15 protein-coding genes and 1 pseudogene are annotated in these 14,181 nt (G+C 71.3%); 15 read left to right on the top strand and 1 reads right to left on the bottom strand.

Features of this window, described 5'->3' with window-relative positions; translation table 11 throughout:
- Positions 1-145 precede the first annotated feature (145 nt).
- From OHA81_RS32900 to OHA81_RS32830, 15 genes and pseudogenes are all read left to right on the top strand, one after another.
- Complete coding sequence (locus OHA81_RS32900; protein ID WP_329202832.1) at positions 146-997, top strand: hypothetical protein; 852 nt, start codon at positions 146-148, stop codon at positions 995-997.
- A 167-nt stretch (positions 998-1,164) separates the two neighbouring features.
- On the top strand, positions 1,165-1,698 hold the full coding sequence (locus OHA81_RS32895) for a WhiB family transcriptional regulator (RefSeq protein ID WP_329202830.1): 534 nt from the start codon (positions 1,165-1,167) through the stop codon (positions 1,696-1,698).
- Positions 1,695-2,039, top strand: a complete 345-nt coding sequence (locus OHA81_RS32890; protein WP_329202828.1) for a hypothetical protein — start codon at positions 1,695-1,697, stop codon at positions 2,037-2,039. The genes OHA81_RS32895 and OHA81_RS32890 overlap by 4 nt, the downstream gene beginning before the upstream one ends.
- Positions 2,040-2,175: 136 nt before the next feature.
- Positions 2,176-2,361, top strand: coding sequence for a hypothetical protein (locus tag OHA81_RS32885; protein WP_329202826.1), 186 nt, complete (start codon positions 2,176-2,178; stop codon positions 2,359-2,361).
- A 215-nt stretch (positions 2,362-2,576) separates the two neighbouring features.
- A pseudogene (locus OHA81_RS32880) lies at positions 2,577-2,768 on the top strand (DUF5999 family protein); the annotation flags it as partial.
- A 225-nt stretch (positions 2,769-2,993) separates the two neighbouring features.
- The gene (locus OHA81_RS32875) at positions 2,994-3,359 is read left to right on the top strand and encodes a hypothetical protein (protein ID WP_329202824.1); all 366 of its coding nucleotides are present in this window, start codon (positions 2,994-2,996) and stop codon (positions 3,357-3,359) included.
- Positions 3,360-3,451: 92 nt separating this feature from the next.
- The gene (locus OHA81_RS32870) at positions 3,452-5,470 is read left to right on the top strand and encodes a hypothetical protein (protein WP_329202823.1); all 2,019 of its coding nucleotides are present in this window, start codon (positions 3,452-3,454) and stop codon (positions 5,468-5,470) included.
- Positions 5,471-5,529: 59 nt separating this feature from the next.
- Positions 5,530-5,694 carry a hypothetical protein gene (locus tag OHA81_RS32865; RefSeq protein WP_329202821.1) on the top strand — a complete coding sequence of 55 codons (165 nt, stop codon included), beginning with the start codon at positions 5,530-5,532 and terminating at the stop codon, positions 5,692-5,694.
- 266 nt (positions 5,695-5,960) lie between these two features.
- The gene (locus OHA81_RS32860) at positions 5,961-6,518 is read left to right on the top strand and encodes a hypothetical protein (RefSeq protein ID WP_329202819.1); all 558 of its coding nucleotides are present in this window, start codon (positions 5,961-5,963) and stop codon (positions 6,516-6,518) included.
- Positions 6,519-6,635: 117 nt separating this feature from the next.
- Entirely contained in the window at positions 6,636-8,420 is a 1,785-nt protein-coding gene (locus OHA81_RS32855) for a hypothetical protein (protein ID WP_329202818.1), read from the top strand.
- A 9-nt stretch (positions 8,421-8,429) separates the two neighbouring features.
- Positions 8,430-8,801 (top strand): hypothetical protein, encoded by a 372-nt coding sequence (locus OHA81_RS32850; RefSeq protein WP_329202815.1) that lies wholly within the window; start codon positions 8,430-8,432, stop codon positions 8,799-8,801.
- Positions 8,802-8,807: 6 nt separating this feature from the next.
- Positions 8,808-11,018: a hypothetical protein gene (locus tag OHA81_RS32845; protein WP_329202814.1), complete on the top strand. Its 2,211-nt coding sequence runs from the start codon at positions 8,808-8,810 to the stop codon at positions 11,016-11,018.
- Positions 11,019-11,034: 16 nt separating this feature from the next.
- Positions 11,035-11,442 (top strand): DUF6197 family protein, encoded by a 408-nt coding sequence (locus OHA81_RS32840; protein WP_329202812.1) that lies wholly within the window; start codon positions 11,035-11,037, stop codon positions 11,440-11,442.
- A gap of 59 nt (positions 11,443-11,501) precedes the next feature.
- Positions 11,502-11,975 (top strand): hypothetical protein, encoded by a 474-nt coding sequence (locus tag OHA81_RS32835; RefSeq protein WP_329202809.1) that lies wholly within the window; start codon positions 11,502-11,504, stop codon positions 11,973-11,975.
- Between the two features lie 100 nt (positions 11,976-12,075).
- Positions 12,076-12,411 carry a hypothetical protein gene (locus tag OHA81_RS32830; protein ID WP_329202807.1) on the top strand — a complete coding sequence of 112 codons (336 nt, stop codon included), beginning with the start codon at positions 12,076-12,078 and terminating at the stop codon, positions 12,409-12,411.
- A 392-nt stretch (positions 12,412-12,803) separates the two neighbouring features.
- Here the strand turns inward: OHA81_RS32830 and OHA81_RS32825 are convergent, their stop codons facing one another.
- Positions 12,804-14,111 (bottom strand): serine/threonine-protein kinase, encoded by a 1,308-nt coding sequence (locus OHA81_RS32825; RefSeq protein ID WP_329202805.1) that lies wholly within the window; start codon positions 14,109-14,111, stop codon positions 12,804-12,806.
- Positions 14,112-14,181 lie beyond the last annotated feature (70 nt).

Genomic DNA, 14,181 nt, shown 5'->3' with positions numbered 1-14,181 from the left:
CGGTCACCTGACTGGATGCCTCTGTCTGCACGTCGCAGCGCAGATGCGCTGTCTGTCCATCAGGACGCCGGGATCGACCCGCGCGGCCTGACGGGCGGAGAGAGCACCGCGACGCGCCCCGTCCCTTCGAACACGAGGAGTCCCCATGACCACGACGCCTGCGATGCCGACGGCCTGCAAGCGCCGCCGCAAGACCCGCACCCCGAACGTCAACTACCTCACGCCGATCACCGCCTCCGACCTCAAGGTCAACGAGATCGACCTGACACCCGGCAAGGAGCACCTGGTCTGCCCCGACTGCTCCACCTGGGTTCCGATCACCGGCACGCTGGGCACGCCGAAGCTGGTGCCCCACCACACCGGCCGCGCCAAGACCGCCGAACCGCGCCGCTGCACGGCCGGTAGCAACCGACTCGTCACCATCGACGTCGAGGCCGACGCCTGGCGCACGAAGCTGATCGAGGGGGCCCCGACCGCCGCCTGCCGGCGCGCCACCAAGGTGCTGCCGAAGCCGAAGGTGAAGACGGCCCCGGCCGCCACCCAGATCAAGCCCGCCCCGATCAACGCGGAGCAGGTCAGCCGGGCGTTCCGCCAGCACCAGCAGCAGTGCCTGGCCTGCAAGGGCGAGGCCAAGAACCGAGACGGGCAGACGCTGCCTTGCCCCGACGGAGAGCGCGTGGCCGTCACTGTCCTCCGGCTGCTCCGCCAGGAGCCCAAGCGGGAGGCCCTGCGCGAATTCTTCGCCCGGGAGCGCCGGCGCTTCGACCGCCAGTACGCCGCAGCGGCCCCCGCGAAGCGGGCGTCCGAGTGGGCCGCAGTGCTGCCGAAGGTGAAGGACGCCGACACCCGACGCTCGCAGCTGCCCGTCGGCGACAGGCCGACCGACGCCCGCAACGTGCCGCTCGCCCCGGGCGACGAGAAGGCGTTCGACCAGCGGCAGGCCGAGCTGGGCAGGCAGTACGCCGCCCGGAAGGACCTGGCCCCGACGGCGGCCTGACCAGCACACCGCGACGAACGATCACGGCCTCGACCGCCCTGCACGACGGGGCGGCCGAGGCCGTGGCTGCTCGTACGGCAGTCATGAAACGACGAACCCCCGGGCTTAGGCCCCCGGGGGTCGTCTTTGCAGTCACCCTCCGGAAAGGGAAGACGCACATGCACAGGATGACATCCACTCAGGCCCGCCGGATGCGGCGCCCGGTGCTCCAGGCCGCGATCGACGCCGGCGCCAAGTGCGCCCAGGCCGACCCCGACCTCTTCTTCCGGGCCGACGGCGAGCCGCCGGCCACTTGGCAGGCGCAGCGCGCCGAGGCGATCCGCTTCTGCCACGGCTGCCCCGTCCGGGCGGCCTGCGAGGAGCTGGCCCTGCGTGACGGCGACGGCAACGACCGCGTCGACGACCTGGTCCGCGGCGGCCGTTCTGGCTACGAGCTGGTCGCCCTCCGCGAGCTCCAGGCCCAGCGCCTGGCCGCCGCGATCACCGCCGACGAGGCCAGCGACCAGGAGTGGAACAAGCTCACGGACCTCGCCGTGAAGCTGAACCGCGAAGCCCGCAGGATGCCGACCCGGAGCGGTGGCATGCCGCACCAGGCCGTACTCCTGGGGCAGCAGAACGAGCGGATCGCCGAGCTCGCCGCCAAGCTGGCTGTGGTGCGCACCGCCCGTCGCGCCCGGACCGGTTGGGAGGTCGCGGCATGACCGCCACCCTGACCCCGCGCGCCGGGAAGATCGACGACATCCGGCGCGAGGACGACTCCCGCGGCTACGAGCGGGACGAGACCGACTCCTTCCACCAGGTCGGCACCATGCTGCGCACGATGGCCGAGCGGGACGACGCCCGGATCCCCAAAGGCCGCCGCGCCCGGCGCACCCTCGCCGAGATGGCCCCCGGCTACGTCCGGCCCCCGCTGCTGTCCTTCAACGTGCCGTTCCGCGCGGCGGACGACGCCTGCGTCCTGTGCGGCTTCTGGACCTGCCGCTGCGGCCAGAACGCCGCCGCCCCGGCGCCGTCGGCGAGCGCGACGGGCACGGTCCGGTGAGCGGCTGCGGCCACCCGCCGACCCTGGTCACCGTGAACTCCACCGGTGCGGACGGCAAGCCGTACCAGTCGGTCAAGCACGAGCCCTGCACCTGCGGGACGCCGCCGCAGCCGCAGCCCGAACAGGAGTAGCCGGCTTGCACATACCGGCCGCCCGTACTGCCCAGCACCACGGGGTACGGGCCATCGCCGCGCGCGGCCTGACCCACCCCCTCACCCAGGCGCTCCTGGCGGCCGCCGTGCTCACCGCGGCGGCCGCCTGGGACGCAGGCCACCGCGTCACCGACATCCACCCGCCCCTCGCCCGACGCGGCAAGAACTGAATACCCGGCGTCCCGCCCGACGGGCCCGGAGGCCAGATTCTCGACCGCAGCCCTGGCCCGCCGCGTACCGGCCGTCGCCCTCTGGGATGCCGCCCTTTCACATGCCTTCGGTCCGGGAGAGTCTCGGGCCCGTCACTCGCCAGGAGAGCCACATGCAGCGCAGCACCAAGCTCGACACCGCGACGACCCCGACCGGCAGCCGGCTGCCGAAGTCCCTGTGCACGCACCGGCCGACGTGCCCGACCGCCGACAGCCCCGACCGCGAGGCCGCGCGCACCATCGCCTCCCACCCCGAACAGGGCTGGAGCCTTCTCTGCAACTCCGTCCTGGTCTTCGAGGACACCGGGGAACTGCTGCCCGACGGCCGGATCATCGACCCGCACCGGCCCGTCGGGGCCATGCGTGCCGGGCTGCCCTTCCGGCTTGCGGACACGCACGCGCTCATCGAGGGCACGGTCGGCAGCGGCAAGACCGACAGCGCCGCGTTCCACAAGATGGCGACCCTGGCCAACTCCTCCCGGTCGGCCTGACGACTGCCTGACCCGCCCGCACCGACCGCCGAACATCTGGCGGCCGGGTCGGGCGGTGAAGGGGAGCCGGACAGCCCGGACCATCAGGACTGAGGAGTTGCTGTGCCCGACACCGCACAGAGCACCGCCCCCGTGACCACATACAAGCGGGGTCAGTACGTCCTCTACCGCAACCCGGAGATGTTCTGGACCGGGCAGGAGGGCCACACCTTCGTCTGCCGTGTCGAGCGGATCTGCGTGGGCGGGACCACCTACGACCTGACCCCGCTGCCGTCGGGCCGCCAGATCGGCGCCGCGAGCCCCGAGTACATGCGGCCGCTGCCGGCCGTCGACGCGATGCGCGACATCGACACCGCCCCGCTCAACACCGGTACGGCCGCCGACATGACCCCGGCCGCCGTCGCCTGGCTCACCCAGCAGGCCGCCACCATCTCCCGGCGCCCGGAACTGCCGCCCCACAGCGGCTGACCCGGCCACGCTCCCCCACCCCTTCCTCCGTCTGCCGACCGGCCCCCGGTCGGCCGATGCAGGAAGCGCACTGCCAGAAAGGACTTCCCGCTGTGACCACCCGACGCCCTGCCCGCCGGCCCGCCACGAAGCCCACGACGAAGAAGACCACCGCCGCCGACCAGTCCGCCGAGCCCACCGAGACCGCCACCGCTGTGGCCGAGCCCACCGCGACCGCCCCGGTGGAGGAAACCGAGGCGCTGGTGACCTCCGCGCGCGCCGAGGCCGACCAACTGCTCGCCGCCGCCCGCACCGAAGCCGCGTCCCTGGTGGACCAGGCCCGCCGGCAGGTCGACGACGCGGACGCCGCCGCCCTGAAGGCGCAGAGCGAGGCGGAGGAGATCCTGGCGGCGGCGACCGCGCAGGCCGAGCGGATGCGCAAGCTCACCGACGAGCAGATCACCGCGGCCGAGGAGACCGTGCAACGCGCCCGCACGATCGCCGACGGCGACCTGGCCGCCGCCGAGCAGACCCTGGCCCGCCGCCGCCAGGCCGCCGAGAAGCTCCAGGCCGAAGCCGAGCTGGAGGCCGGCCGGATCGTGGAAGCGGCCCGCACCCGGGCCGAGCAGATCCGCGCCGAGGCCGAGGAGGACAAGACCCGCGCCCAGACCGAATCCGACGCCACCACCGCGCACGCCGCGCACCTGGTGGAGGAAGCCAAGCAGCGGGCCGCGGACCTCATCGCGGCCGCCGAGGCCGACGCGGAGGCCCGGCGCGAGGCCGCGGCGCAGATGCGCGAGCAGGCGGAGAAGGACTCCGAGCAGCTGCGCACGCAGGCCCGCGACGGAGTGGCCGCCGCCGAGGAGGACGCGGCCCGGATTCTGGACGCCGCCCGCAGCCAGGCCCGTGAGGTGCTGCGGGAGGCCGAGGACGATGCCGACGATCGCCGCACGGAGGCGCAGCAGACGCTCCAGGCGGCGCAGGAGCAGGCCGAGGACGAGGTCCTCAAGGTCCGCTCGCTGGCCGAGGCGAAGGCCGCCGGGGTCATCACCGGCGCGGAAGCCGCGGCCGCCGAACGGATCGCGGTCGCCGAGAAGGAAGCCGCACGGCTGGTCGCCGCCGCCGAGGAGGAAGCCGAGTCGGTTCGCTCCCGCTTCCGCTACGAGCAGCAGGAGGTGTGGCAGGAGCTGACCGCCTCTCGCGAGGAGATCGCCAAGGCGCAGGCGCTCATCGCACTCCAGGAGAAGCGGAAGAACTTCGTCAACACCTGGGGCCCCCGGGTGGCGCTCGGCGCGACGATCGTCCTCACCGCGTCCGGCGAGTTCGCTCTGGCCAAGCTGTCCGGCTGGCCGTGGCAGGTCGCCTGGGCGCTGCCGCTCGCGATCGACGTGTACGTCGTGCAGGCGTTCCGCCGGCACCGCGACGTCGCCGCCGCGCTCATCCTCATGGTCGCCGCGAACGCCGCCTACCACCTGGCGGCCGCCGGCCTCGTCGGCGTCGAGACGCCCGTCGGCGACAAGCTGAAGCCGCTGTGGTGGCTGATCGTGTCGGTAGCCGCCATCGCCCCGTGGGTGATGTGGCGCATCCACCAGATCACCAAGGAACCCGGTGAGACGGCCCCCGGTGAGACCGGCACAGCCACGACGGCGCAGCCGGATGAGACCGACCGCACCCGGCTCACCGGTGAGACCGACACCGCCCGGTCCGCCGATCTCACCGCCCCCGGTGAGACGGTCCCGCACCCGCGCACCGCTCCGGCGACCCTGGCTGAGACGGCCGAGGGTGAGACGCGGTGGGCCCTTGAGACGACACCCGGTGAGACCGGGGCCCCGGTGAGCACGACTGAGACGACGTCTCACACGGGTGAGACCCGCAGGTCAGACCGTGAGACGAACACCAGCACCGGGGGCGCGGTCGCCCTCCCGCTGCGCTCGGTTGAGACGAACCGCCCCGCCCTCGCCCGGGACGCTGAGATCGAAGGACAGGTCACCTCGCTGCTGAGCCTCATGTACCGGCGGCAGGGCCTCGACACCGTCTCAGTCGACGAGGCCAAGGACATCCTCGGCGTCTCACGGGCCACCGCCGGCCGCCGACTTGAGATCGCACGGTCCCGCTACACGAACGTCTCGTGAGACGACGCGGCCAACCCGGCCGCGCCAGCCACCCCGCCAGACCGAGAGGAGCTCCTCCTGTGAGCACGTCCCAGTACGTGATCGGCATGGTCCTCGTCCTGGCAGCTCTGGCCGCCCTCGTGGCCACGCCGCTGCTGATCGTCCACTCCCGCACGACGTACGACCACGGCCCCAGCTGCTTCTGGTGCCACCCGCGCCTGCCGCGCGGGCGCACCCGGCACTGACCGCCCCGCACAGCGTCCGACACCAACAGTGAAGGCCAGCCCAAGTCGAATTTGGGCTGGCCTTCGCCGCGACTGCCGGAAGCAGCAACAGCCTGCCCAGTAGACCAGATCCACCGCCCCCAGCAGGCCCGGTCATCCGTACTGGGACCTCCTCTGTCCTCAGCTTCGGCGAGCCCGGCCCAGCCGGTCCTCGCCGGAGCTGTCGCGCCCTCGCCGAGACGCGCAAATGACGACAAAAGCACCTGACCTTCCAAGGAGGAACCAGCGTGACCCACGACCGCGAACGCGAATACATCGACCAGAGATTCACCAACCTGACTGCCGGCGTGGAGTGGGAGCAGCCCGCCCCCACCCCCTACGGACCGCCCGTCAAGGCCCCGATGACGGGACAGACCAAGGCCCTGCTCGCGATGGCCGGACTGGTCATCGTCGGCGCCAGCGCGGTCGGCGTTTCCGCCTTCAGCGCGTCCTCCGGGCAGGCCGAGGTGCGGGCCCAGGAGCTTGCGCTCCAGGCCCAGCAGCTCGAGGTGGAGCGGGCCAAGGTCAACGTCCCGGACGCGAAAGCGGAAGAGCGGCGCATCGCCGGATTCCAGGCGTGCATCGAGAAGGCCGGCATGAACAAGGACGTCTGCGCGCAGGCGTTCCCGCCCGCCAACACAACGAACCTCGGGGGCTCCCGGGGCGCGGCCAACGTGTCCTCCGTTTCCGACTCCAACCAGGGCGGAGGGTCTGGCATCACGGGAGGTCTCGTCATCGCCGGAGTGGCGGTCGTCGGGATCGGATTCATGGTCCGCAAGGCCAACAAGGCCGGTAACGCCGCGTAAGTTCCTTCCTTCCCTCCCACACGGAAAGGCCCGTTCCCGCGCCCCATGGGGCCGTGAACGGGCCTTTCGGTCGGGAGGGAAGGAAGGAAGGAAGTCACAGAAAGTGAGGATTCCGCAGTGTCGACCCCGCCCGCCCCGCCCCCGATGCCCCCTCAGCCGCCCGTCGGCGCTGCCCCGGCCAGCCCCCCGGCCCAGGCCCCCGCGCCGCCCTCCACCCCCGCTCCGACCGCCCCGGCTGGGGGCGGCATCCTCGCTCCGGTTACGCTCGCCCGCCCCACCCGGGACGCCTCCGGAGGATCCGCCGCCTACGCCTCCCAGGAGGAGAACGGCAGCACGGACAGCAAGCCCGGCAAGGGGGTGAAGAACACCGCGAGCCCCGGTATGTGGAAGGGGATCGCCGCCTACATCGCGAACCGTCCGCAGCGGAAGATCGCGGTTCAGCACACGATCAGCGAGATCCGCGGAACGTCCACCGATCGCAAGATCAACCACGGGATCACGGAGAAGAAGGGCGCCACCTCCGACACGAAGTCGAACCGAACGGCGACCACCGCCCACGCCAGCAAGAGTGACAAGTCCGCCAAGGACCACAGCGCCCGCGACGCCAAGACCTCGGCGGCCAGCACCAAGGCCGACAAGAACAGCCGCGACGCGAAGACCGCCGACACCCGCAGCTCCGCGGACAAGAACAGCCGGGACGCCAAGACGGCCGACACGCGTAGCTCGGCGGACAAGAACAGCAACACCCGGGACGCGAAGACGGCCGACACCCGCAGTTCCGCGGACAAGAACAGCCGCGATGCGAAGACAGCCTCGGACCGCAAGGACCACAACACCCGCCAGCAGACGGGCAAGTCGTCCGCGGACACCCAGGACCGTACGGCCCGCGACGACAAGACCAGCCGCAAGACCGACACCAACGGGCGGCAACCGCCGGAGAGCAAGCCCGCCTCCGCCACCACGCCGCCGAAGGCCCCCGCCCCCGGCACAGCTACCGCACCCCCCACTCCGGCCAAGGCCGTGGACAAGCCCACGGCGGTGAAGCCGGACCCGGCCACCACGAAGCCGGGTCCCCAGCCCGCGCCCGGCGCGCCGGCGCCCGGCCCGTCCGCACCGACCAGTCCGGCTCCGGCCGGGCCGACCGGTCCGTCCGGCCCCGCTCCCACCGGCAAGCGGGGCAAGGTCAGGCTCCGCAAGGGCCCCTACAGCGCGCAGCCCGCGCGCGAGGAGGGCTTCAAGGCCGGTGCGCAGCAGGCCGCCGTCGAAGCGGACAAGGCCGCGTGGAAGGACGGCTACGCGGACGGCCAGCAGGCCATCCGTGACAAGGCCGCCCGAGACAAGGCGCAGATGGACGCCGCCCGTGACCGAACCCGAGGAGTTCCGCCCGTGCCCGCCAATCCCACCGTCCCGCCGGCTCCGTCCACTCCCCCCGCGCCCGCTTCGGGGGCGCCGGGAGTGACGCCCCTGGGGGCGAAGGTCGTCGGCGACAACGTGCAGCTGTCCAACGGCACCACCCTGACCCGCGGCGAGGTCCTCAACCTGCGCGCCTTCACCCGGTTCCTTCACGGCAAGGAGCAGCAGACCCACCAGATCACCGACCAGTGCAAGCAAGCCAAGGAAGTCTCGGCGAACCGCGTCAAACAGATCCAGCAGCTGATCGAGCAGTGCCAGGACCCGAAGATCAAGGGCGGCAAGCACCTGGTCGCCTCCCTGCAGAAGCTCCACGACGCCACCGAGGCCCAGGCAAAGGAGGCCGACAAGATGCACGCCAACGCGGCGCGCGGCATCGACGCTCTGCAGACCCTCAACAAGAACGCGGAGACCCGCCACGGCGGCGTCTACAAGGCCGTGGCCGACTCCCCCGAGACCAGCCCCGCCGAACGCGCCTTCTACACCCGATAGGAGCCCCCGATGGCAGAGACCACCTACCGCGCGCTGCGCGCCGAGGTACAGAAGGTCGCCTACTCCGTGGCCAGGGAGGGCGAGACGATCCGGGAGATCGGCCAGCGCGCCGACCAGAACGCCCAGCGGGTGGCCCAGGTCGCCGACAACCTGGCGAACCTCGAAGTCGACACCCACACCACCGGCGAGGCCAAGGACACGGCGCGGATCATGCGCGGCCTGTCCCAGGTCGCCATCGCCGCGGCGTCGGCCGCCGACAACGTCGGCGGCGCCGCGCGTGCCGCCGACGCCCAGGCCCAGAAGTCCCACGAGGGCATCGACGAGCAGGTCGGTGCGATGACCGTCCCCATGGCCCGCGCCTCTTTCTACGAACAGGAGTAACCGAGCATGTCCGAGATCACCGTGACCCGCCGCCCTCAACTCGCCGACCAGGTCCCCGCGCTGGTCTCGGTGATCGCCCCGCCCGTCCTCAGCGCGCTGACCCCGCTCCTCGAGCCCGGCCTCGCCGCCCTCACCGCGGCCGCCACGGTCTGCGGCAGCGCCGCCTTCGCCACCCACTACGTGGGCCGCGTCCCGGCGAACATCGTCAACGCCACGGGGATCGGGGACGTCCTGGCCGCCCAGCGCTCCACGCTGCTCGGCTCCAGCCTCCTGACCTCCATGGCCGTCGTACCGGGCGCGTTCCTCGGCCCCGCGTACGCGGACGCCCTCATGGCCGGCTTCCTCGACCCGGCCAGCATCTCCGGGCTTGTCTCCGCCGCCTGGTGGACGATGTGGGCCGGCCTCACCATCAAGCTCCGCCCCGCCCTGGCCGCCCGCAAGGTCCGCATCACCGCCCCCACCCCGGAGGCCGGCCCGGCCGCCGCCCCGGGGCCGGGGGGCCTCTACAAGGTGTGGGCCGACCACATCTCCGGCGAGGGCGGCGCGCACCCGGGCCAGCACCTCGTCGGCGTGAGCGACACCGGGGACCGGTGGGAGGGGATCATCGAGGCCCCCCAGGGCCGGTCGGTGAACGTCTCCGCCGAGTCCGTCGGCTCCGCGTACCGGGTCCCGGCCGAGTGGGTCAGCTTCGCGGCCGGCCACCACCCCGGCGAGCAGTACGTCACCGTGCGCCGGACCCCGCCGGCGGAGCTGGACCCCACCACGATGGAGGGGATGTGGGCCCGCCTGGTCCGGCCGACGGTCATGCCGGGCACCCACCTCAAGGACGCCCAGGTCGACCCGGCGACCGGCGGCTGGGTGGCGTGGGTTGTGGCCGACGAGGACAAGGCGTCCCTGCCCGTTCCCAACCGCACGGACCTGGTGGGGGCGCTGCGGTCCACCATGACCCTGGTCGACTACCAGCCCAACAAGTCCGACCCTCGCAAGGCGAAGATCCACATCATGGAGAAGAACCCCCTGGAGGACGGGGTGCCCTTCCCCGGCCCGCAGGTGCTCAAGCCGTCCCCGGGCGGATACATCTCCATCGGGCGCGGCGTCTCCGGCCGCCCCGCCCGCCTCCAGCTCTTCGACCCCGTCCTCGGCGCCCAGCACGTGTTCATCGCCGGGGTCACCGGCTCCGGCAAGGGCGGCGCCGTCCAGATCATCGCCCTCGCCGGACACCTCGCCGGGATGGCGATCATCTACGCCGACCCCAAGGGCAGCTCCAACCCCGACGTCGAGACGATGGCCGCCTACGCCGCCACCGGCGACGACGCGATCAAGGCCCTGCGCCTGTCCTACGCCATCCTCAAGCACCGGATCGCCGAGTCGGCACGCCTGGGCCGGAAGAACTTCAAGGCGACGGACGACTGCCCGTGGGTCATGACGGTCGTGGACGAGACCCACATGATCACCGACACGGCCACCGAGACCGGCAAGGAAGCGGTGTTCATCCTGGACAAGCTCGCCTCGCTGGGCCGCAACCTCGGCATGACGCTGCTGATCGTCAACCAGGCCGTCAACGCCGCCAAGCTCGGCGGAGACACCGCGATCCGCACCAACGTCATCCAGGGCGGCGCGATGATCATGCTGCGCACCGACAGCGCCCAGTCCAACCTCGTGACCGTGGAGGGCTTCGAGGGCATCGACCCCGGCGCGATCCCCGCCGCCTGGAACATCGAGGACGAGCCCCTCATCTGGTCCGACGACCTGCCCATCAACGACCCGGCGAGGACGTTCGGCCTCGGCTACGTCGGCTCGCCCGGCGAGCCGGTGCAGATGATGCGGACCTGGGTCCTGGAATCCGCCGCCCCCTACATCCGCCACGACGCCATCATCTGGCCGCAGGACTTCACCAGCTGGAACGACCGGCACCAGATCGCTGACACCCCCGTGAACGGCGACGGCGACACCCCTGCCGGCAGCAGCGGCTCGGGCTGGGGCAGCGGCGGATACGAACCCCCGCCCAGCGGCGGGTTCAAGGCGCCGGCCGAACCCGCCGCGGACGTCGCCATCCTGGCCTGCCTCGACGACCACGCCGGCCTGGAGATGCCCAAAGCCACGATCCTCGCCCTCACCGGCCTCAACGAGAAGACGCTCTCCAACACGCTGACCGACCTGGTCAAGAAGGGAGCCATCGAACGCGTCAAGAACGGCGTCTACCGCAAGAACGCATAGAAGGGAGCAAGAACCCATGCTCGGCAACCTCGCGAGGCCCGCACACCGTGCCGGCCTCCCCCGCCCCGATGCCCGAGCCGTGCAGGGCCTGATCGGCCAGGTCGACACGGTGTTCGCCACCGGCCCGGCTGGCTACCCGGAGCCCAGCATCCGCCACACCCTGCGCACCGGCCGGGAGCTGATCATCCGATACGGCTGGACCCGCGGAACCCTCTGCGACCGACACGGCCTGTGCCTCCTCGGGTCCGTCCAGACCGCCGCCCTCGCCTACGACCCGACCGTATGGGCACTCGAAGTGAAGGCGGCGGAACTCCGGCTGATGGACACCCTCGGCACCGCCGACCCCCACGAGCTCCCCCGCTTCAACAACCGCCAGACGTGGGCCGGCCCGGTCCTCGACCTCCTGCTCCGCGCCGCGAACTGACCCAACTCGGGCTCCTGTAACCCCTGCGCGCACGACCCCGACTGCGGTTTCATGAGGCCATGCAACCGAGCGAGGGCAGCAGCGACTTCGAGGCGCCGTGCAACTGCGGCGCCCTCGGCGACCACGAGCCCAACCGGGACTGCTCCCATCAGCCGGTCATCCACATCGAAGTGACCGGTGGCCGCTCGGCCTGCCTCGAAGCCCTCGGAGTGCTCCGAGCGCACTACCACGTGTTCCCTGAGCACGAGTGGCAGGACCCGAACAGCGAGCAGTGGGTGTTCCAGCTCGGCGCCGTCCGGAACTACTGGCGGCCGCTCGCGCCGGCCCCGGCGCTCACCGCACCGGCGGCGCCCACCCCGGAAGCCGCCGTACTCGCCTGCCTCCACGACGCGCTCGGCCTGGAAGTCGACGAGAACGCCATCGGCGCCCTCACCAACCTGACCGGCGAAACCCTCACCACCACCCTGACCGCCCTGGTCAAGGTCGGCAAGATCGAACACGTCCGGCCCGGCTACTACCGCAAGAACACCTAGCCGCACCCCCCCAGCTCAGCCCCCCGCCCCGCCCGGAGACCCTTCCCGGCGGGGCGTCGCACTGTCCTGCCCAAAACCCAGCCACCAGGAGACACCGCCCGTGCGCCGCTACGCCTACCGCTGCACCGTCTGCCGCACCACCAGCCCCGTCGTCCACCAGCCCGACGACCTGGCCGCCGAAGGCGCAGCCCACCGCCTCGCACTCCACGGCGGGCACATACCCGACAACGAAGGCGCCGGTGAAGTCGACCGCCTCGGCCGCTGGTACACCGCCCTGTCCCCGCTGATCGCGATGCACGCGCGCCTCGCGGACGGACTCAGCGACCTCCGCGACCCCAAGGGCATCGGCCACCCCTTCTGGGCCACCGCCGCCGCCACCCTCGTCCTCGGCAGCGCGGCCGCCCTCATCCTCGGCGTCATCTCCGCCGCCTTCTGAACCCTGCTCCGACTGCCCTGCCTGGTCACCGGCAGCCGCCCGCCCGCACTCGGGCGGCCGACTGCCGGTGACCGGACAGGCCGACCGGCCTACACGCTCAACCCGCGCCCGCCGACCCGCACCCCGAGGCTGGTGGGCGCATCCACGTCCAACTTCACCGACACGGAAGGGTTCATCGTGCTCACCCCCCGCCCCCGCCGCGGGACCAGGAGCGGGCGCTGGACCGCGCGATGGCTGCTCGGCAGACGTGCCCTCTGCCCACCTGCGGCCGAAGGTACGTGTTCTGCCTCCAGGCTGCTGATCGTCCTGCCAGGGCTTTGTACTGATTCCGTGTCTCGGCAAAAGTGGTTAGTGGCGTGAGGAAATGCCGTAGCGGTCCTTCGTCTTGCCCCTCAGCGGATGCGGACTTTGAGGTACAAGTCGCCACGGTCGCCTTCACTGTCTGGGTGCCCCATGCGCGGCAGGAGGAGGAAAGTGCCCGCACTGAGGCCAGGCGCGAAGGCGATGGTGACGGACTGGGGCGTGCCGGGGAGGTGACCGGAGCCTCCGCAAAAATTGCAAAGCCCCTTCGCGCTCACTCCCCGTCCGCTGCAGGTGGCACACATCTCACGGACGTCTGCAAGGAAGGTCGTGGGTCCGCCTGATTGGGCTGCTGCGTGGCTGAGGTGCAATTCCTGAACAGCCGGGCCTCTGTCGACGGGCACTCCGTTAAAGGCGTCTTTCAGTTGTTGCCACAGAGCCGGGCGCGGGGGTGCGGGGACGCTCTCGGTGAAGGTGGGCGCGGGCTCGGCATGCGGATCGGTGCGCTGCGTGTTCTGGGGTGCCTTCAGACGTAGCAGCTGCTCGGCAGCGGCGGCGATGTCGGCAAGGATTGATGCGGGAAGCCACGCCTGCGCCAGGTCGGGTTTTGGGATTGCACGGAGGACAGCGAGCAGTGGTGGGCGCCGATATGGGTTCTTGTCGAGAAGTGCTGCCAGCAACTCGGCTACGTGGGGTTCCACTCCGGTGAGATCCGGCGGTTCGTGAACGGACCGGTATTGCACCTGTTCCCAGGGCCCTTGTCCGAAGGGGTGTCGGCCGGTCGCCGCGTAGGCGAGTACCCCTCCGAAGGCGAAGAGATCAGCGCGCTCGTCCGCTGTTGCGGAGGTGAGATACTCGGGCGCCATGTATCCGATCGTGCCGATGGCTTGGCCCACTTTCGTTAGGGCGCTGTCGCTGTGTGCACGGGCGATGCCGAAGTCGATCAGGCACGGACCGGTGCGTGACAGTAAGACGTTGGCTGGCTTCAGGTCTCGGTGCACAGTGCCGGTCTCGTGGACCGTGTGCAGAGCGGTTCCCAGCTGGTGAGCCAAACCTGCCCATACGGGCGATTCCAGTGGGCCGTGCCTGATGACCGCGTCAGCAAGGGTGGGGCCAGCGATGTACTCGGTAGCCAGCCATGGCTGAGGCGCGTCCGTGTCCGCAGCAACGATCCTGACCAGCCCTGGTCCCGTCGTTCCTTGTGCGAGGCGAACTTCGCGCACGAACCGGCGGCGGAACTCGCTGTCGTGGGCGTACTGGGGGTGCACCACTTTGATGGCCACTGCGTTGCCCTGCGGCCCGCGGCCTATGTAGACCACACCCATCCCGCCTTGACCAAGCCGCCCCAGCAGCTGATAGCCGCCAATCTTGACTGGGTCATCCGTACGTAGCTGCTGCACTGTTCCCCCATCTTTATGGCCCAGGCAACATGCCATCCGTTGGAGTCCCTGTGGGCAAGAGACTTTGCGG

It is taken from the genome of Streptomyces sp. NBC_00667 (genome assembly GCF_036226825.1).
Lineage (GTDB): Bacteria > Actinomycetota > Actinomycetes > Streptomycetales > Streptomycetaceae > Streptomyces.
Note: the sequence above shows the minus strand (reverse complement) of the source record. Positions and strands in the feature narration are given on the sequence as shown.

What these genes read in the sequence shown, in the direction of transcription:
- OHA81_RS32840 (WP_329202812.1), top strand. Translation starts at nt 11,035, where the DNA reads ATGCTCGGCAACCTCGCGAGGCCCGCACACCGTGCCGGCCTCCCCCGC.
- OHA81_RS32850 (WP_329202815.1), top strand. Translation starts at nt 8,430, where the DNA reads ATGGCAGAGACCACCTACCGCGCGCTGCGCGCCGAGGTACAGAAGGTC.
- OHA81_RS32890 (WP_329202828.1), top strand. Translation starts at nt 1,695, where the DNA reads ATGACCGCCACCCTGACCCCGCGCGCCGGGAAGATCGACGACATCCGG.
- OHA81_RS32900 (WP_329202832.1), top strand. Translation starts at nt 146, where the DNA reads ATGACCACGACGCCTGCGATGCCGACGGCCTGCAAGCGCCGCCGCAAG.
- OHA81_RS32845 (WP_329202814.1), top strand. Translation starts at nt 8,808, where the DNA reads ATGTCCGAGATCACCGTGACCCGCCGCCCTCAACTCGCCGACCAGGTC.
- OHA81_RS32895 (WP_329202830.1), top strand. Translation starts at nt 1,165, where the DNA reads ATGACATCCACTCAGGCCCGCCGGATGCGGCGCCCGGTGCTCCAGGCC.
- OHA81_RS32835 (WP_329202809.1), top strand. Translation starts at nt 11,502, where the DNA reads ATGCAACCGAGCGAGGGCAGCAGCGACTTCGAGGCGCCGTGCAACTGC.